The organism is Streptococcus parasanguinis CC87K (genome assembly GCF_000507765.1).
In the GTDB taxonomy this organism is placed as follows: domain Bacteria; phylum Bacillota; class Bacilli; order Lactobacillales; family Streptococcaceae; genus Streptococcus; species Streptococcus parasanguinis_J.
This window is the reverse complement of the sequence record NZ_KI669401.1, coordinates 944,016-962,996: the sequence shown is the minus strand read 5'-3', so window position 1 is coordinate 962,996 and position 18,981 is coordinate 944,016. Positions and strand designations below refer to the sequence as shown.

The following is an 18,981-nucleotide window of genomic DNA, read 5'->3' as shown; positions in this document are numbered from 1 at the left end:
GGGGATTTAGTTCCAGCTAGCAAAGTCGCAGACGCTAAGAATGATCGTCCCGATTTCGATTGGCTCTTCCTTGGCACCGGATTCTAACCAGGTCACAATCACAGATTCAATCGTAGCGATGAAAATTTCTAGCCCATACTTGTATGGAACTTGAAAGTCTGAAATGATGTGTTCTTTCGCATGGGGAGTATCGTCTAGTGCATGAAGGGTAAAACTTCTTACCAATTTACGGAAGTCCGAGCAACAGGATTGTGACAATGCATAAATAAAATCATAATTCTCTTTAATAGTAGTCAAGACATTGAGAAAGTTTACCTTGACAGGGCTTCCTTCAACGAAGAGGCTATCCAATTTTTGCATCATGTCCATTTTCATTTGCTCAAACATGTCGTATTTATCGACATAGTGCAAGTAGAAGGTCCCGCGGTTAATCCCAGCGGTTTCAGTTAATTGTCGAATAGTGATGCTTTCAAAAGGTTGTTGCAAGAGGAGTTTTGAGAGCGCATTTCGTAAGTCTGACTTGGTTGTTGTTTGTCTTTGGCGTACCATATGTTCCTTTCTGTAGTTGTATAAATTTATTCTTATTTATTTGACGTTAAAATAATTTATATGTTAAATAATTTCACGACACTAACAAAGAGCATTATACTCCAAAAGAATAAATTAGACAACAATTCTCATTTTTGTACAGATAACGAAAAATGTACAAAAATTTTATAAGTTTATGAATGACGGGCACTGGCAAGATTTTGTGAAAACCTCACAACAATTAGTGATTTAAAATAATTCCCTCCTAAAAAAATGGTCAGGAAATTTTTAGGAAAAGGAGGAACAAGATGGAAAAAGCAGTGTGATAAACCAAAAGAGGCTGGGACACAAGTCCTAGCCTCTCAATTATTTTTGGATTGTCGAGCAAGACGCAGTGGTTGAGTGGGCTCTACTACACTGATTTCATCAGCTTTTACAGCCCTACTCAACTGTGCGGAGGTGGGACGACGAAATCGAATTCTAATGAATTACCGATTTCTGTCCCACTCTCTCTTTATTTGATAAAAGTTGTCACGATCAGATTGAAATTTAAGATAGTTAAGACAATCGCAACGAGATAACCTAAGAAAGTATTCCATTTCGCATTAACATGTTCTCCCATGATTTCCTTGTTGGAGGTGAAATAAACCAGAGGGAAGATGGAGAATGGAAGAGCCGCTGATAGGAAGACTTGAGAGTAGACTAGAAGGTCGTCGAGGACATGTTCCTGATCTCCAAATAAGATCGCAACGATGATGACAGGAAGAAGGGCAATGATCCGAGTCATGAGACGAACGACCCATTGTGGTAAGCGGAATCTCAAGAAACCTTCCATAACGATTTGACCGGTTAGGGTCCCAGTAATGGTTGAATTTTGACCACTGGCTAACAAAGCGATGGCAAAGAGGGTGGATAAGAAGGGACTGGCGATAGCACCGGCAATATGGTTATCCTTGAGGGCGTTGTACATGCTAGAGAAAGCACCGATCTTATCTCCGTGGCCAAAGAAGAGGGCTGCTCCAAGAATCAAGAGGAGGGAGTTGACGACGAAAGCCAGACTCAATTCAATATTTGAATCCCAGGTCATAAAGCGAACTGCCCGTTTGATATCTGCTGGATCCTTGTAATCGACTTTTCGCGTTTGCGAAATGGAAGAGTGGAGATAGAGGTTGTGGGGCATTACGGTTGCACCGATGATCCCAAGCGCCAAGGTTAAGGCTTCATTTCCTTTTGGAAGCCCAATTCCTAGCACCTCTTTTTGAGGCAGGAAGCCAGCGAAGATTCCTCCGATATCAGGTTTCGATAGGAAAACCAGATAGCCAAAAATTGCAAGGATCGTGAGGATCAAGGTTGATACGATGGCCTCGATCTTTCGAAATCCTAGATGCATGAGCCCCAGTAATAGGAAGACATCAAAGATGGTGATCAGGATAGAAAAGAGCAAGGGCCAGCCAAAAAGAAGGTGGAGGGCAATCCCTGATCCGATGACTTCCGCTAAATCTGTCGCCATCAAGGCAAGCTCAATCACAATCCAAAGGGTATAGCGAAGCCATTTTGGTAAATGATGGGCGGTTGTTTGGGCCAGATCCTTACGATGGACAATCCCTAGTTTACCAGCCATTTGTTGCAATTGCATGGCGATTAAAGACGAGAGAAGAACCACTGATAAGAGGAGGTAGCGGTATTGGGCCCCTCCGACGACACTGGTAATCCAGTTTCCCGGATCCATATAGCCGACAGCTACTAGACTTCCAGGCCCCGAAAAGAGCAGAAGAGTCTTCCAAAAAGGGATCCCTTTTGGCACGTCAATAGATTGGTTGATTTCTTGAAGTGATTTCCTTTCAAACTGTTGTAAACTCACAATGAGCCTTCTTTCTAAGAATAATTCAAATTTATCTCTAATTATAGCATAAAATTTATAATAGTTCATGATAATTTAGGATAACCTTGTTTTCTACTACCTCGATTTCTTTGTAATCTATCAGAAAAGGACTATAATATAGATAGGAAGTAGGAGGGAGGAGAGGAAATGGCCTACATTGAAATGCAGCACTGTTACAAGCGCTATACGAGTGGAGAGACAGAGATTTTCGCTAACCGGGATGTTTCCTTTGAGATTGAAAAAGGCGAGTTGGTCATTATTTTAGGAGCTTCAGGAGCTGGAAAATCAACGGTTCTCAATATCTTAGGGGGGATGGACACCAATGACGAGGGTCAGGTTCTGATTGATGGGGTGGATATTGCAAAGCTAAATTCCCATCAACGGACGGATTATCGACGAGATGACGTTGGCTTTGTCTTTCAATTTTATAATTTGGTCCCTAATTTGACAGCTAAGGAGAATGTTGAGTTGGCTTCAGAAATTGTTTCTGATGCTCTGGATCCGGAAGCTGTTTTAAGAGAAGTAGGACTTGGCAATCGTCTTGATAATTTTCCTGCCCAATTGTCAGGCGGCGAGCAACAACGGGTGGCGATCGCTCGGGCAGTGGCTAAGAACCCAAAAATTCTCCTTTGTGATGAGCCAACGGGAGCCTTGGATTACCAGACGGGTAAGCAAGTATTGGGGATTTTACAGGATATGTCTCGAAAAAAGGGAGCGACGGTCATCATCGTAACCCATAATGGTGCCCTAGCTCCGATTGCAGACCGTGTGATTCGCATGCATGATGCCAAGGTCAAGTCGGTAGAAATCAATGAGCTTCCTCAAGATATTGCTACGCTAGAATATTAGAAGAGGTGGTAGCATGAAACGAAAAGTCTATTGGAAGGATCTATTTGCTTCCTTTACACATTCAAAAGGACGTTTTCTCTCCATCTTAACCTTGATGTTGTTGGGAAGCTTGGCCTTGGTAGGTCTAAAGGTGACCACTCCAAATATGCACCGAACGGCTAACCAGTTTATTCAGCAACAAAAGATGCTAGATCTTGCTGTCATGGGGGACTTGGGATTAGACCAGGCAGATCAAGAAGAGCTTTTAGGAGTCAAAGGGGCGCGTGTCGAATTTGGTTCACTGCTAGATCTGACAGTGAAAGGAACAGGAGAGGCAATTCGACTTTTTTCTGCCCCAAAGAGCCTTTCTTCTTTTCGTGTGACCAAGGGTCGCCTACCAAAGAAAGAAGAGGAACTCGCTCTAGCTAGTTTTTTGGAGGCTCGCTATCAGATAGGAGATACCCTCACACTTGAAGAAAAGGCTGGAACTCGCTCTAGTTTAAAGCAAAAGCAATTCACCATTGTTGGTTTTGTTCAATCTTCTGAGCTGTGGTCTCAAAAGAATTTAGGCACTGCCATGAGTGGCAGTGGGAATCTGGATGCCTATGCTCTGGTTTCAAAAGAGGTCTTTACGACTAAACTTCCTGTGATAGCGCGGATCCAGTTTGATGATCTGCGATCTTTGGATTCTTTTTCGCAAGTCTACCAAAAACGGCTCGAAGCTCACCAAGAAGAGTTAGAAAAACTTCTGAAAGACAATGGAAGGGCTCGCTATCAAAGACTCAAGAAGGAGGCGGATGGGCAGATCCAAAAAGGCCAGAAAGAACTCAGTCGTGCCAAGGAAACACTCCAGTCAGCCAAGAATCAGATCGATCAGGCTCAAAAGCAATTAGACTTGCAGGAGACGCAGCTCAGTAAACTAGCTCCATTTCTGCCAGCTAAAGAGCACCTAGCCAGCCAAGAAAAAATCCATCAAGCTAAAGAACAACTAGATCAGAAAAAGAAGGACTGGACCAAAGGTGAAACGGAGCTTGCAAAAAAAGAGGAGGAGCTAAAAAAAGCCCAAACCGAGCGAGATCAGCTGGGAATTCCAACTTATCATGTTTATGATCGCAAGACCATGCCAGGCGGACAAGGTTACCTGATGTATAGCAATGCTAGTAGCAGTATCTCTGCTGTCGGAAATATTTTTCCAGTCGTTCTTTATCTGGTAGCCGCCATGGTGACCTTCACCACGATGACGCGCTTTGTCGATGAAGAGCGGACCAATGCAGGCGTTTTTAAGGCGTTGGGCTATCGAACCAAGGACATCATTTTCAAATTTGTCCTCTATGGATTCTTTGCTGGTACGATTGGAACCCTTCTAGGAAGCTTGTTGGGGCATTATTTCCTATCGGGAATCATCTCCAACATTATTATGCAAGGGATGGTTATAGGAGAGAGCAGAGAGTATTTTTATAGGGATATAACTCTGATTGCGCTCGGACTGTCTTTCATTGCAAGTGTGCTTCCAGCTTACTGGGTTGCTCGTAAGGAATTAAAAGAAGAAGCCAATCTCTTATTACTGCCCAAGCCACCGGTATCCGGTTCGAAAATTTTTCTGGAGCGTCTCCATTTTATTTGGAAACGTCTGAATTTCACGCACAAGGTTACTGCTCGCAATCTCTTTCGTTACAAACAACGGATGCTGATGACCATATTTGGAGTGGCAGGTTCTGTTGCTCTTCTCTTCGCAGGGCTAGGGATTCAATCTTCTGTAGGAGGGGTTCCCAAACGCCAATTTCAAGAGATCCTATCATATGAGTTGATTGTAGCCAAAAAAACGAATGCATCAAGCCAAGAAAGCAAGGAACTAACCAATCGTCTGGAAAAATCAGATATCAAAGATTATCGACCGATCTATAGTAAGGTCATCGAAGCATCTTTAAAGGGTGGACGCGACAAGCAGACCATTACGATGATGGTTACAAATCGTGCAGATTTTTCTCCCTTTGTCAGCTTGCGTTCTCTCAAGCAAGGAGAGCCCTTGTCTCTCAAGAAAGGGGTTATCATCAGTAGTAAACTAGCACAACTAGCCCGGGTTACAGTCGGTGATCGACTGACCTTAGATGGCCATACTTTTACGGTAGCAGGAATCACTGAAAATTATGTAGGCCATTTTGTCTATATGGATCAGGCAAGTTACCAAAAAATCTACGGAAAGCGGACTTCAGCAAATAGCTATTTGGTGCAGTTGAAAAATCCTTCTACACGACAAGTACAGGCTGTCAGTCGGGATATGATGAATCTTGCAGCTGTGAAGGCGGTTAGTCAGAATGCTTCGATGATTTCCCTCTTTAATTCAGTTGCCAAATCCTTGGACACCACTATGATGATTCTAGTAGTCGTATCGATCTTGCTAGCCATCGTGATCTTGTATAATTTAACCAATATCAATGTGGCGGAGCGGATCCGGGAATTATCGACCATTAAGGTCTTAGGATTCCATAATAAGGAAGTGACGCTCTATATTTACCGCGAAACTATCTTATTGTCTATCATAGGGATCCTTTTGGGATTAGTGGGTGGTTATTATCTTCACCAATTCCTCATTGCCATGATTGCACCAGATGCCATTCTCTTTTACCCTAAAGTGGGACTTGGAGTTTTTCTCTTTCCTGTCGGAGGAATGATCCTTCTCTTGATCCTGTTAGGAATTTATGTTGACCATTATCTCCGAAAAGTAGACATGCTCGAAGCCCTCAAATCAGTAGACTAAGATACAAAGCCTGTAGCTGATAGCGACAGGCCCTCTAGCCTGAGTTTTCATTTCTAGTAGCATGGAATGTTCATAAAACTTTCACCTTTGGGTGGAAGTTTTTCTTCTCTTTGTTATAATGGAGAGAAGGAGAAGATCATGACTAAAATTGCTTTACTTTCAGATATTCATGGAAATACGACAGCATTGGAAGCTGTTCTAGGGGATAGTCGAAAAGCCAAGGTGGATGAATATTGGCTCTTGGGAGATAGTTTGATGCCTGGGACAGGGAGACGGGCCCTCTTGGAGATGTTAGAGGAGTTACCGATTACGGTTAAAGTCCTTGGAAACTGGGAAGATAGTCTTTGGCGGGCCATGAGGGGGATGTTGGATGAGACCAGACCAAGTCATCGCTACCTCATGCGCCAGTGTCAATATATTCTTGAAGAAATCACGCCCCAGGAAATTGAAGACATGCAGAAAATGCCCATGCAGGTCCATAGAGAAATCGCAGGTTTAAAGATCGGCATTACCCACCACTTACCTGATAAGAATTGGGGGCGCGAATTGATCCACATTGGTGAGCAGAAGGATTTTGATCGCTTGGTGACAAACCCGTCTTGTGATATTGCAGTCTACGGACACATTCACCAGCAGTTTTTCCGCTACGGGACAGGAGGAGAACTGATTATCAATCCTGGCTCAATCGGTCAACCTTTCTTTTTGGAAAAGAATCTTCGCAAGGACCTTCGGGCCATGTATGCTATTCTTGAATTTGATCAAATGGGGTTAAAAGATGTAGATTTTAGACGGGTGGACTATGATGTCCAAAAAGAACTGAAACTTGCAAAAGACCTCCATCTTCCTTATTACCAAGTGTATTATGAAAGTTTGGTCAATGGCATTCATCATACCCACAATCATGAGCTTCTTCATGAGATTGAGCAGAGAGAAGGTCATGATCGAGAAATCGATGCTTGGTTAGAGGACTTCTTCCAATAGTGTAACTGTTGACATTACAACTGAAAAGAGTATAATAGGAATAACGAAAGTCGTCCCTTGACGGTTGTTCAATAGACTCTACCTTCAAAAACGGGTAGAAAGGAGTGAAGTTATGCAAATTTCGAGTCGTTTTACCATTGGGACTCATGTCTTGATCATGATTGCTCTACAAGGAGAGAAAACAAAAGTAACCAGTGATTTTTTGGCAGGAAGTGTCGGCGTGAACCCTGTTATTATTCGAAAGACCTTGTCTCAGTTGAAGAAAGCTGGATTGATTCATGTAGCGCGTGGGACAGGCGGAGCTGAGCTTGCAAAAGCAGCCGATGAGATCAGCCTGCTGGATATCTATCAAGCAGTAGAATGCTTAGGTTCGACAGGTCAATTATTTGGTTTTCATGACAATCCGAATCCAGCCTGCCCAATTGGCCACAATATCCATAATGTTTTAGATGGAAAGCTTGAGGACATTCAGACTGCTATGGAAAAAGAAATGTCCCAAACCACTTTAAAAGACGTCGTGGAAGATACGCAGAAAAGAATGAATCTCGAATCGGTTTCATAAGAAAAATGAGAGTGGGACAGAAATCGGTAATTCGTTAGAATTCGATTTCGTCGTCCCACCTCCGCACAGTTGAGTAGGGCTGTAAAAGCTGATGAAATCAGCGTAGTAGAGCCCACTCAACCACTGCGTCTTGCTCGACAATTCAAAAACAATTGAGAGGCTAGGACTTTTGTCCCAGCCTCATTTTTTATAATTATTAACGAAACATTCTGCATGGTGCGACTTGGACCTACAAAAGGATTAGTCAAAGTAAAGTAAGTCTTTGCTGGTTTCTGTGAAGAGTCCAAATCCGTCTTTTGTGACATACCCACAATCTTCGATACGGACACCGACTTTACCTGGAATATAGATTCCTGGTTCAACTGAGAAGCACATGCCTTCTTCAAGTACCATGTCATTTCCTTCCATAATAGAAGGGAATTCATGCACATCCATTCCGATCCCGTGTCCGAGGCGGTGGTTGAAGTATTCACCATAGCCAGCTTTTTCGATGACGCTCCGTGCAGCACGGTCTACGTCATGTGCTGTTACACCTGGTTTGATCATGTCAATGGCTGCTTGTTGAGCTTCTAAAGTCAAGTGGTAGATTTCTTTTTTGAAATCATCAGGTTTTCCAACAGCAACAGTACGAGTCATATCTGACGCATAACCATTCACCATACAGCCAAGGTCAAAGAGCAAGAGAGCATCGTTTTCGACTTTGTTGCTTCCAGGAATTCCGTGTGGGTTAGCTGCATTATTTCCCGTCAAGACCATGGTTTCAAAGCTCATTTCATAACCCAAGCGTTTGATACCAAAGTCGATTTCTGCTACGATATCAGTTTCAGTTTTATCCAGTGATATGGCGTCGAATCCCATATTGACAGCCTTATCTGCATATTGACCAGCCACCAACATTTTTTGGATTTCATCAGCAGATTTGATCAAGCGCATGCGGTTAATTCGTGGTGTTAAGTTAGTAAATTCCGCTTTTTCAAAGACAGTACGCAAGCCATTGTATTTGGTAAGGATCAAGTTATCATATTCAAGTGCAACGGTTTTGGCATCTGGTTTTGCGATAGCCCCTTTAATCTTTTCCCAAGGGTTTTCAGAATCCACATAGCCAACCACTTGGAAATCGACAACTGCAGTCGCCCGTTCCACTTCAAGTGCAGGAACGAAGAGAAGGGGTTCGTGGTCTGTGTATACGAACAAGAAGAGTTGACGTTCGTGGGGATCACTGTAAAATCCAGTCAAGTAATTGATGGTGACAGGATCAGATACAACAGCGACATCTGTTTTTTCAGTTTCAAGAAAATCGACGATTTGATCTAATTTAGACATAATGCTACCTTCTTTCTATGGATCTATTTTGTCAAATTTTCCCCAAAAAAGCAAGAGTTTACAAAATTTTACCAAAATACTTGAAAGTGTTTACAATCCATGATAAAATAGGATTAATTAGAGAGTGAAAACGAAATTTTCAATAATGAAAGGAAATCTTATGAATACAGACGATACAGTAACGATTTATGATGTCGCCCGTGAAGCAGGGGTTTCAATGGCAACCGTTAGTCGTGTAGTGAATGGAAATAAGAACGTTAAAGAAAATACACGTAAAAAAGTTTTGGAAGTGATCGAACGCTTGGATTACCGTCCAAATGCTGTTGCGCGTGGTCTTGCCAGTAAGAAAACCACAACAGTCGGTGTTGTGATTCCAAACATTACCAACAGCTATTTCTCTACCTTGGCTAAGGGGATTGATGACATTGCGGAAATGTACAAGTACAACATCGTCCTTGCAAATAGCGATGAAGACGATGACAAAGAAGTTTCAGTAGTAAACAACCTCTTTTCAAAACAAGTGGATGGAATCATTTTCATGGGCTATCACTTGACAGAAAAGATTCGCTCAGAGTTTTCACGCTCTCGGACGCCAGTCGTCCTTGCTGGGACAGTCGATGTAGAACATCAATTACCAAGTGTCAATATCGACTACAAGCAAGCGACTGTGGATGCTGTTGCACAATTGGCAAAACACAACAAGAAAATTGCTTTTGTAAGTGGTCCATTGGTGGACGATATCAATGGAAAAATTCGTTTGTCAGGCTATAAGGAAGCTATGAAAGCGAAAAAATTGAGCTATAGCGAAGGGCTTGTGTTTGAATCGAAATACCGTTATGATGAAGGTTACAACTTGGCAGAACGCATCATTGCGTCAAAAGCAACAGCTGCTTTTGTGACAGGTGATGAATTGGCTGCAGGTCTCTTGAATGGCTTGTCTGATCACGGTATCAAAGTACCAGAAGACTTTGAAATCATTACTAGTGATGATTCACAAGTAACACGTTACACGCGTCCAAATCTATCAACGATTGGCCAACCTTTGTATGACCTTGGTGCGATTAGTATGCGTATGTTGACCAAGATCATGCACAAAGAAGAGTTGGAAGAACGCGAAGTGTTGTTGTCTCATACGATCAACCAACGTGGTACGACGAAAAAATAGGGATTAGTTGACTAGAGTCTCGACTTGGGAAGACGTGTCTACTAGTCTGAGAGGTTAGAACAAAACTGTTCTAGCCTCTTTTTTATACTAGAAACAGGTAGAGACTTGCTGGGCACTCTTTATTTCGGTATAATAGAAGGTATGAAAGTTTTACTGTATTTAGAAGGAAAATCCGTATTACAAAAATCAGGAATTGGTCGAGCCTTGCAGCACCAAATGCATGCGCTTGATTTGGCTGGGATTCCGTATACGACAGATATTTTAGGAGATTATGATGTGGTGCATATCAATACCTATGGCCCACGGAGTTTCCTTTTGCTCCATGCAGCAAAGCGTCGTGGAAAGAAAGTCATCATGCATGGCCATTCAACCCGTGAGGATTTTGAAAATTCCTTTATCGGGTCTAACTTTTTTGCGCCCTTGTTTGGAAAGTATTTGGCTCACATGTACCAAAAGGCAGACTATGTGATCACGCCATCTGAGTATTCCAAACACCTGATTCAGTCTTATGGGGTGACTACACCGATTATCGCGGTTTCCAATGGAATTGATTTGGAAAAATACAAGAAGGATCCGAAAAAAGAAGAAGTCTTTCGCAAGCATTTTAATATCCAAGAAGGCCAAAAAGTTGTTATCTGTGCGGGGCTGTATTTTAAACGCAAAGGAATTGAAGATTTCGTAGAAGTGGCCCGTCGCATGCCGGATGTGCGCTTTATTTGGCTTGGATCGATTAACAAATGGATCATTCCGCGTAAGATTCGTCGCATAGTGGAAAAGGATCATCCTAGTAATGTGGAATTCCCTGGCTATTTCAAGGGAGCGGTCTTCCAAGGAGCTATGACGGGTTCAGATGCTTTCTTCTTCCCATCTTATGAAGAAACGGAAGGAATCGTTGTTTTAGAAGCCTTGGCTAGTCATCAGCATACGGTCTTGCGGGACATTCCCGTATACAATGGCTGGATCGACGAAAGCTCATCTGAATTGTGCCACAATGTGGATGAATTTGTGGATTCCTTGAACAAGGTCTTGAACGGACAAGTAGATAAGCGGGAGGCTGGCTACAAGGTCGCTGAGAGTCGTTCGATCGACTTAGTGGCTCATCAATTGGTCGAAGCCTATCAAACAGTTTTGGAGATGTAAGATGCGTGTAGGATTATTTACAGATACCTATTTCCCGCAAGTTTCGGGAGTGGCGACCAGCATTCGGACGCTCAAAACAGAATTAGAAAAATTGGGTCACACGGTCTTTATCTTTACGACAACGGATAAAGATGTGAACCGCTATGAAGATTGGCAAATTATTCGGATTCCAAGTGTGCCTTTCTTCGCCTTTAAGGACCGCCGCGTTGCTTATCGTGGTTTTTCAAAGGCACTTGCCATTGCCAAGCAATACCAGTTGGATATTATCCATACCCAGACTGAGTTTTCATTAGGCCTTTTGGGAGTTTGGATTGGACGCGAATTGCGGATTCCAGTCATTCATACCTACCATACCCAGTATGAGGACTATGTCCGCTATATTGCGAGAGGCATGGTCATTCGCCCAAGTATGGTCAAATACATTGTGAGAAGTTATATGAATGATCTGGACGGCGTCATCTGCCCAAGCGAGATCGTCTATGACTTGCTCCAAAAGTACAAGGTCAAGGCAGAAAAACGCATTATTCCGACAGGGATTGATTTGGCCAAGTTTGACCGGCCAGAAATTACTCCGACAGAGACTGCGGCTCTTCGTGAAAAATATGAAGTCGCAGAAGATGAAACGCTTTTATTGAGCTTGTCGCGGGTCTCTTATGAAAAAAATATTCAGGCTGTTATTGCGGCTCTTCCTGATGTCCTTCAAGCCAATTCTAAAGTTAAGTTGATTGTGGCTGGGGATGGACCTTATTTGGATGATCTGAAAAAACAAGCGGCGAAACTTGGCGTTTCAGATGCGGTTGTCTTTACAGGAATGATCCCACCCAATGAAACAGCTCTCTATTATAAGGCGGCTGACTTCTTTATTTCAGCTTCAACGAGTGAGACGCAAGGCTTGACCTTTTTAGAGAGTATTGCGAGTGGTACCCCGATCATCGCTCATGGCAATCCTTATCTCGATCATGTGATTGATGACCCTATGTTTGGGAAACTCTTTTATGAGGAGAGCGATCTGGCCCAAGCGATTCTTGAAGCGATTGACGAGATGCCTGCAATCGACGAGACCAAGTGGGCAGAAAAGATCGATGATATTTCTGCAGCAACCTTCGGCCGTCGAGTCTATGAATTTTACCTGGATAAAATCATCTCTAAAGACTTCTCAAATGACTTGAACCCAGAGCAAAGTCGGGTCAAGCGGATGTCTAAGACCATTGTGAAAATCCCAACCAAGGTGATTGCTCTTCCGGTTAATGGATCTGTGAAGATAATGAAGGCGTCTGTCAAACAGGTGAAGAAAATCCGTAAAATTACGCATTTCTTTGATTGAAAATAAAACTTTTTCTTGCAAAATTTTTCAATCGTGCTATAATAACTGAAAGAGACATATCAAATCTAGGAAATCTAATAGAGAGCGCGTGGAGCTGGAAATCGCGTAGAGGATAGGTTTGGGACTACTCGTATTCTTTTTATGCAAACATAAAACGGTGGCTACGTTAGAGCCAATCAGAGGTGTCCCTCTTTTTTGAGGAACATAAATGAAGGTGGAACCACGTTGCGACGTCCTTTCGAGGAGGTCGCTTTTTTGATTTCTTAATGAAGACATCAAAAGGAGTGACGATTCCAATGTTCAAAGACACCTTCCACCCATTTAGCTACTAAAAACTTTATAAGGAGAAAATCATGATTAAGATTACTTTCCCAGATGGCGCTGTTCGTGAATTCGAATCTGGCGTTACTACTTTTGAAATTGCCCAATCTATCAGCAATTCTTTGGCTAAAAAAGCCCTTGCTGGTAAATTCAACGGCAAATTGATTGACACAACTCGTGCCATCACCGAAGATGGAAGCATTGAAATCGTGACACCTGATCACGAAGATGCTCTTCCAATCTTGCGTCACTCAGCAGCACACTTGTTTGCCCAAGCAGCTCGTCGCCTCTTCCCAGATATCCACTTGGGTGTCGGTCCAGCGATTGAAGATGGTTTCTACTACGATACAGACAACCAAGCGGGTCAAATCTCTAACGAAGACCTTCCTCGTATCGAAGAAGAAATGAAGAAAATCGTCAAAGAAAACTTTCCATCTATTCGTGAAGAAGTGACCAAAGACCAAGCGCGTGAAATCTTCAAAAACGATCCATACAAATTAGAATTGATCGAAGAACACTCAGAAGACGAAGGTGGGTTAACTATCTACCGTCAAGGTGAATACGTTGACCTTTGCCGTGGCCCACACGTCCCATCAACTGGTCGCATCCAAATCTTCCACCTTCTTAACGTTGCTGGTGCTTACTGGCGTGGTAATAGCGACAATGCCATGATGCAACGGATCTATGGTACAGCATGGTTTGACAAGAAAGACTTGAAGAACTACCTTCAAATGCGTGAAGAAGCTAAAGAACGTGACCACCGTAAACTTGGGAAAGAGCTTGATTTGTTCATGATTTCTCAAGAAGTTGGTCAAGGTCTTCCATTCTGGTTGCCAAATGGTGCGACCATCCGTCGTGAGTTGGAACGCTACATCGTTGATAAAGAAGTAGCAGCAGGCTACCAACACGTCTACACTCCACCAATTGCTTCTGTAGAACTGTATAAAACTTCAGGTCACTGGGATCACTACCGTGAAGACATGTTCCCACCAATGGATATGGGTGATGGAGAAGAGTTTGTTCTTCGTCCAATGAACTGCCCTCACCACATTGAAGTCTACAAACACCATGTGCACTCTTACCGTGAATTGCCTATCCGTATCGCTGAAATTGGGATGATGCACCGTTATGAAAAATCTGGTGCTCTGACTGGTTTGCAACGTGTCCGTGAAATGTCACTGAATGATGGTCATACCTTTGTGGCTCCAGAACAAATCGAAGAAGAATTCAAAAAGATCCTTCAATTGATCATCGATGTGTATGAAGACTTTAACTTGACGGATTATCGTTTCCGCTTGTCTTACCGTGATCCTGAAGATAAACACAAATACTTTGACAACGACGAGATGTGGGAAAATGCTCAACGCATGTTGAAAGCCGCTGTTGATGATATGGGTGTTGAGTATTATGAAGCAGAAGGGGAAGCTGCCTTCTACGGACCAAAATTGGATATCCAAGTGAAAACAGCTCTTGGTAAAGAAGAAACCCTTTCTACCATCCAATTGGACTTCTTGCTTCCAGAACGCTTTGATCTTCATTACATTGGAGCAGATGGAGAAGAACACCGTCCAGTCATGATCCACCGTGGGGTTATCTCAACGATGGAACGCTTTACTGCGATCTTGATTGAAAACTACAAGGGAGCTTTCCCAACCTGGCTTGCTCCTCACCAAGTAACCCTTATCCCAGTATCGAACGAAAAACACGTGGACTATGCTTGGGAAGTGGCTAAGAAACTTCGTGACCGTGGTGTTCGTGCAGATGTGGATGAACGCAATGAAAAAATGCAGTTCAAGATCCGTGCTTCACAAACTCAAAAAATTCCTTATCAATTGATCGTTGGGGACAAGGAAATGGAAGACCAGGCTGTAAACGTACGTCGTTATGGTCAAAAAGAAACAGAAACCATGTCAGTGGATGCATTTGTAGAATTGATTCTTGCAGATATTGCAAATAAATCCCGTGTTGAGAAATAAACCATTTAACCTAGAACAAAATCTCAGCCACCTAAAAAGCAACAACTGAAATAGTTGTTGCTTTTTTACATTTTGATTAAGCTGAGCTAGTAGTGATCTGTCAAACCACCACAAATAGTATCCTCATCAACAATCCTTTCTATCCATTAACTTTTGGATATAGGATATCCTCCCAAGATTTGCTTCCATGAGTTAGATAAGTTGACTATCCTCAATCCTTGTCTGCTTCATTTTCTTTTACGAGATCGTTTTGTGAATCTTTTTCAGAGAGTTTTTGATCGATATACTTGTCAATGTTTTCGTAAAATTCCTTGGTCGTCTCACTATCTAATTTTGTCGAATTATGGACTTGATTGACTTTCAATTGAACAGATTGAATACCGTAAGAGTCTTGTTTTTGGCGAATGGTTTCTAATTCTTCTTCTGAAATCGGATCTCCAACAACTGTCAAGACCAATTCATTGCTACTTGACTTGTAGACTTGATTAATGATCGTATGATTGGCAAACTCTTTTCCTACAAACTGTTTGATCCCTTCTTTTCGTGCTTGATCCATCGTCAGAGTGACTGCTGAATAGCTGGCTGGAAGAACCAATAATACAATCAAGGAGATCAACCCAATTCTCATTTTCATGTTTAGCTCTTTAAATGAACTTAAGGGAGATTGTCTCATCAAAATTCTTGTTCCAACAATATTGATTAGCATGATAAAGACACAGTTGATCAAGAAAAGATAGAGAGCCCCAAATAAAAATCGTACATTTCCATTAGCTAAACCATAGCCTGCAGTGCAGATAGGTGGCATCAGAGCTGTTGCAATAGCTACTCCTGGCACGATATTGTTTGCTTCTTTTTTTCTTGAACCAATGACACCTGCTATCCCACCCGCAATAGCAATGAGAACATCCCAAATGGTTGGAGAGGTTCGTGCAATCAATTCGCTACTTGCATAAGATAAGGGAGAAATCCAGAAATATAGAGTCGAGACAAGCAAACTGACCAATACTTGAGTAAATAAAACCCCTAGAGATTGCTTGATTAAACGCGTATCAAAAATAGCTAAACCAAACCCCAGTCCAATAATCGGTGTCATAAGAGGGGAAATCAGCATGGCTCCAATAATGACAGCTGTTGAATTCATATTTAGACCTATAGAGGCAATAAAAATCGAACACATCAAAATCACTGTATCTCTTAATCGAACATGAAGGTCATCATATAGTTTCTCGCGGAATTCACGTGTTGAATAGTTTCCGGACATTGGTTACTCCTTTTATTTCATATAATCTTGTTTCTGCATGGATGATGGTAGAGAGACTTCTGTCCAATCTTACATATTTTTAATTCTCACCTGTCATTCTTTTGAACATAATTTTTTAAATATCCATCAGTCCATCCTTGATATTATATCAAAAAGTTTACAGTCTTTCTCTGAAGAAATCAATTCATTTAAAAGATAGAGAAAGGAAGAAATTTTTGTCTCCTTATCTGAAGAAGAAAAACGATATCTCCTCTGAAAGTAGATACCGTTTTAATGTTTAAAGATGATGAGTTTGTAGCAGCAATCCTAGCTGATATCGCCAACAAATCACGTGTTGAGAAATAATGAAAAAATAAAAAGATTGAGGATAAAACAATCTAAAAACCCTTCCCTTAGGTGAGTAAGAACGTCAGCGAACTTCTATGGAGTTCCAAAACTCCCTAGAGAGGCTGGGACAAAAGTCCTAGCCTCTCAATTATCTTTGGATTGTCGAGCAATACGCAGTGGTTGAGTGGGCTCTACTACGCTGATTTCATCAGCTTTTACAGCCCTACTCAACTGTGCGGAGGTGGGACGACGAAATCGAATTCTAACGAATGACCGATTTCTGTCCCACTCTCATTTTTCTCACGACGGAAAGTTTTTAATAAATGATTTATTCATTCTAGCAAGTAGAAAATTAACTATTTTTAGAATAACTCAAGTGATTTTATCTTCTACATATCATTCGTTTTTTCTGAGACGGAGATTTTAACTTCTCGGTCTTTTTTAACCTTTCTTATTGGAAAGTCCAGCAATTGAGGCTCCACATTTCTTCATAAGTTTGATATAATAAGAAGATGGAGATTGATAAGGAAAAGTATCATTAGAAACAGGTATGTAAGATGAAAAAAATATTAGTAGTTGATGATGAAAAACCAATTTCAGATATTATCAAATTTAACATGGCAAAAGAAGGCTATGAGGTATTGACAGCCTTTGATGGTCGGGAAGCTTTAGAGGTCTTTGCGGCTGAAAATCCGGATATTATTATTCTTGATTTGATGTTGCCAGAGATTGATGGTTTGGAAGTGGCGCGTACGATTCGTAAGACTAGCAATGTGCCGATCATTGTCCTATCTGCTAAGGATACGGAATTTGATAAGGTTATCGGGCTTGAAATCGGGGCGGATGACTATGTAACCAAACCCTTCTCGAATCGGGAATTGCAAGCGCGTGTGAAAGCCTTGTTGCGTCGTTCTGAGTTTGCGGCTGATCCTCAGCTTGAAAATGAGGCCGATACGGAAATTGTCATTGGTGATCTTCACATTCTTCCAGATGCCTTCTTGGTTCAAAAAGGCAACAAAGAATTGGACTTGACCCATCGCGAATTTGAATTGCTCTATCACCTTGCGACCCATGTCGGTCAAGTGATGACCCGTGAGCACCTTCTTGAGACGGTGTGGGGCTATGATTACTTTGGTGATGTTCGGACAGTAGACGTGACGGTTCGTCGTTTGCGTGAAAAAATCGAGGACACACCGGGACGTCCAGAATATATCTTGACCCGCCGTGGTGTTGGATATTATATGAGAAACAATGATTGATCAACTAAAACAATTTGTAATGTCGTCGAACTTTGTCTTTGTTCTGATTACGGTTGGGTTTATCATTGTGGTAGCCTTGCTTTTGTTAGAAAACCGTAGGGACAATATTAAGCTCAGACAATTAAACGCCAAAATTAAGGATCTGATTGCAGGGGACTATTCTGAAGTGGTCGACATGCAAGGGAGTCCAGAATTGACAGATATGACCAATAGTATCAATGATCTGTCTGAGGTTATTCGCCTGACGCATGAAAACTTGGAACAAGAAACCAAGCGTTTGACCAGTATCCTTTCTTACATGACAGATGGGGTGCTTGCGACCAATAGACGTGGTCAGATCATCATGGTCAATGAAATGGCCGCCAAGCAATTGAATGTCAATCCAGATGAGGTGCTTAATACCAGTATTCTGGATTTGCTTTCGATTGGAGACGAGTATGATCTGCGCAGCTTGATTACAGAAGTACCAGAGTTGACCATCGATTCCCAGGATGAAAATGGGGAATACTTAAGTCTTCGTGTGCGCTTTGCCTTGATTCGTCGCGAGTCAGGTTTTATCTCTGGTCTGGTAGCTGTCTTGCACGATACGACAGAGCAGGACAAGGAAGAGCGGGAACGTCGCCTCTTTGTCTCCAATGTGAGTCATGAATTACGGACACCTTTGACCAGTGTGAAATCCTATCTGGAAGCCCTAGACGATGGCGCTTTGTCAGAGCCGGTAGCACCAGATTTTGTCAAAGTTTCACTCAATGAAACCAACCGCATGATGCGCATGGTCACAGATCTATTGAGCTTGTCACGAATCGATAATGAAACCAGTCAGTTGGACATCGAGTTGACCAACTTTACGGCCTTTATCACCTTTATTTTGAACCGGTTTGATAAGATCAAGAGTCAATCGCAAGAAGATACTAAGAAGTATGAACTGATCCGGGAATACCCGATCACCCCGATCTGGGTTGAAATTGATACGGATAAAATGACCCAGGTGATCGACAATATCTTGAACAATGCCATCAAGTACTCACCTGATGGTGGAAAGATCAAGGTAGGGATGAAAACGACAGATGCCCAGTTGATTATCTCCATCTCAGATGAGGGCTTGGGAATTCCCAAGAAAGACTTGCCTCGCATTTTTGATCGCTTTTACCGAGTGGATAAGGCACGTAGCCGGGCCCAAGGAGGGACTGGTCTGGGCTTAGCCATTGCTAAGGAGATCGTGAAGCAACACAAAGGCTTTATTTGGGCCAAGAGTGAATATGGCAAGGGATCTACCTTTACCATTGTCTTGCCGTACGACAAAGACGCTATTAAAGACGACTGGGATACAGAAGAGGAAGAATAAG

14 protein-coding genes are annotated in these 18,981 nt (G+C 42.3%); 10 read left to right on the top strand and 4 right to left on the bottom strand.

Features of this window, described 5'->3' with window-relative positions; genetic code table 11:
* Positions 1 to 6 precede the first annotated feature (6 nt).
* Positions 7 to 549, bottom strand: coding sequence for a TetR/AcrR family transcriptional regulator (locus tag HMPREF1195_RS04665; protein ID WP_023918746.1), 543 nt, complete (start codon positions 547 to 549; stop codon positions 7 to 9).
* Positions 550 to 1,042: 493 nt separating this feature from the next.
* On the bottom strand, positions 1,043 to 2,389 hold the full coding sequence (locus HMPREF1195_RS04660; RefSeq protein ID WP_003013089.1) for an Nramp family divalent metal transporter: 1,347 nt from the start codon (positions 2,387 to 2,389) through the stop codon (positions 1,043 to 1,045).
* A gap of 168 nt (positions 2,390 to 2,557) precedes the next feature.
* On the opposite strand from HMPREF1195_RS04660, the gene HMPREF1195_RS04655 reads away from it, so the two are divergent.
* From HMPREF1195_RS04655 to HMPREF1195_RS04640, 4 genes are all read left to right on the top strand, one after another.
* The gene (locus HMPREF1195_RS04655; protein ID WP_023918743.1) at positions 2,558 to 3,259 is read left to right on the top strand and encodes an ABC transporter ATP-binding protein; all 702 of its coding nucleotides are present in this window, start codon (positions 2,558 to 2,560) and stop codon (positions 3,257 to 3,259) included.
* Between the two features lie 13 nt (positions 3,260 to 3,272).
* On the top strand, positions 3,273 to 5,996 hold the full coding sequence (locus HMPREF1195_RS04650; RefSeq protein WP_023918741.1) for an ABC transporter permease: 2,724 nt from the start codon (positions 3,273 to 3,275) through the stop codon (positions 5,994 to 5,996).
* Positions 5,997 to 6,134: 138 nt separating this feature from the next.
* Positions 6,135 to 6,977 (top strand): metallophosphoesterase family protein, encoded by an 843-nt coding sequence (locus tag HMPREF1195_RS04645; protein WP_023918739.1) that lies wholly within the window; start codon positions 6,135 to 6,137, stop codon positions 6,975 to 6,977.
* 112 nt (positions 6,978 to 7,089) lie between these two features.
* Positions 7,090 to 7,539: an Rrf2 family transcriptional regulator gene (locus HMPREF1195_RS04640; protein ID WP_023918737.1), complete on the top strand. Its 450-nt coding sequence runs from the start codon at positions 7,090 to 7,092 to the stop codon at positions 7,537 to 7,539.
* Between the two features lie 240 nt (positions 7,540 to 7,779).
* Here HMPREF1195_RS04640 and HMPREF1195_RS04635 read toward each other — a convergent pair whose 3' ends face one another.
* Positions 7,780 to 8,862: a M24 family metallopeptidase gene (locus HMPREF1195_RS04635; protein WP_003008166.1), complete on the bottom strand. Its 1,083-nt coding sequence runs from the start codon at positions 8,860 to 8,862 to the stop codon at positions 7,780 to 7,782.
* Between the two features lie 160 nt (positions 8,863 to 9,022).
* Here HMPREF1195_RS04635 and ccpA point away from each other — a divergent pair, with 160 nt between their 5' ends.
* From ccpA to thrS, 4 genes are all read left to right on the top strand, one after another.
* Complete coding sequence (ccpA, locus tag HMPREF1195_RS04630) at positions 9,023 to 10,027, top strand: catabolite control protein A (protein ID WP_023918735.1); 1,005 nt, start codon at positions 9,023 to 9,025, stop codon at positions 10,025 to 10,027.
* 141 nt (positions 10,028 to 10,168) lie between these two features.
* The gene (locus HMPREF1195_RS04625; protein ID WP_037599374.1) at positions 10,169 to 11,167 is read left to right on the top strand and encodes an LTA glycolipid anchor biosynthesis glycosyltransferase, IagA/BgsA family; all 999 of its coding nucleotides are present in this window, start codon (positions 10,169 to 10,171) and stop codon (positions 11,165 to 11,167) included.
* A 1-nt stretch (position 11,168) separates the two neighbouring features.
* A complete protein-coding gene (locus tag HMPREF1195_RS04620; protein WP_023918732.1) occupies positions 11,169 to 12,491 on the top strand; it encodes a glycosyltransferase family 4 protein in 1,323 nt (440 codons plus the stop codon).
* Positions 12,492 to 12,844: 353 nt separating this feature from the next.
* Positions 12,845 to 14,788, top strand: a complete 1,944-nt coding sequence (gene thrS, locus HMPREF1195_RS04615; protein WP_023918730.1) for a threonine--tRNA ligase — start codon at positions 12,845 to 12,847, stop codon at positions 14,786 to 14,788.
* Positions 14,789 to 14,999: 211 nt separating this feature from the next.
* Here the strand turns inward: thrS and HMPREF1195_RS04610 are convergent, their stop codons facing one another.
* A complete protein-coding gene (locus HMPREF1195_RS04610; protein ID WP_023918728.1) occupies positions 15,000 to 16,049 on the bottom strand; it encodes a DUF389 domain-containing protein in 1,050 nt (349 codons plus the stop codon).
* A gap of 884 nt (positions 16,050 to 16,933) precedes the next feature.
* Here HMPREF1195_RS04610 and yycF point away from each other — a divergent pair.
* Both yycF and vicK read left to right on the top strand, forming a co-directional pair.
* Positions 16,934 to 17,635 carry a response regulator YycF gene (gene yycF / locus HMPREF1195_RS04605; RefSeq protein WP_003008151.1) on the top strand — a complete coding sequence of 234 codons (702 nt, stop codon included), beginning with the start codon at positions 16,934 to 16,936 and terminating at the stop codon, positions 17,633 to 17,635.
* Positions 17,628 to 18,980: a cell wall metabolism sensor histidine kinase VicK gene (vicK, locus tag HMPREF1195_RS04600; protein WP_023918726.1), complete on the top strand. Its 1,353-nt coding sequence runs from the start codon at positions 17,628 to 17,630 to the stop codon at positions 18,978 to 18,980. Before yycF ends, vicK begins: the two co-directional genes overlap by 8 nt.
* Position 18,981 lies beyond the last annotated feature (1 nt).

Excerpts from the sequence above, each read along its gene's own strand:
- HMPREF1195_RS04650 (WP_023918741.1), top strand. The coding sequence starts at position 3,273 with ATGAAACGAAAAGTCTATTGGAAGGATCTATTTGCTTCCTTTACACAT.
- HMPREF1195_RS04635 (WP_003008166.1), bottom strand. The coding sequence starts at position 8,862 with ATGTCTAAATTAGATCAAATCGTCGATTTTCTTGAAACTGAAAAAACA.
- HMPREF1195_RS04665 (WP_023918746.1), bottom strand. The coding sequence starts at position 549 with ATGGTACGCCAAAGACAAACAACAACCAAGTCAGACTTACGAAATGCG.
- vicK (WP_023918726.1), top strand. The coding sequence starts at position 17,628 with ATGATTGATCAACTAAAACAATTTGTAATGTCGTCGAACTTTGTCTTT.
- HMPREF1195_RS04640 (WP_023918737.1), top strand. The coding sequence starts at position 7,090 with ATGCAAATTTCGAGTCGTTTTACCATTGGGACTCATGTCTTGATCATG.
- HMPREF1195_RS04620 (WP_023918732.1), top strand. The coding sequence starts at position 11,169 with ATGCGTGTAGGATTATTTACAGATACCTATTTCCCGCAAGTTTCGGGA.
- HMPREF1195_RS04610 (WP_023918728.1), bottom strand. The coding sequence starts at position 16,049 with ATGTCCGGAAACTATTCAACACGTGAATTCCGCGAGAAACTATATGAT.
- thrS (WP_023918730.1), top strand. The coding sequence starts at position 12,845 with ATGATTAAGATTACTTTCCCAGATGGCGCTGTTCGTGAATTCGAATCT.
- HMPREF1195_RS04625 (WP_037599374.1), top strand. The coding sequence starts at position 10,169 with ATGAAAGTTTTACTGTATTTAGAAGGAAAATCCGTATTACAAAAATCA.
- ccpA (WP_023918735.1), top strand. The coding sequence starts at position 9,023 with ATGAATACAGACGATACAGTAACGATTTATGATGTCGCCCGTGAAGCA.
- yycF (WP_003008151.1), top strand. The coding sequence starts at position 16,934 with ATGAAAAAAATATTAGTAGTTGATGATGAAAAACCAATTTCAGATATT.
- HMPREF1195_RS04655 (WP_023918743.1), top strand. The coding sequence starts at position 2,558 with ATGGCCTACATTGAAATGCAGCACTGTTACAAGCGCTATACGAGTGGA.
- HMPREF1195_RS04645 (WP_023918739.1), top strand. The coding sequence starts at position 6,135 with ATGACTAAAATTGCTTTACTTTCAGATATTCATGGAAATACGACAGCA.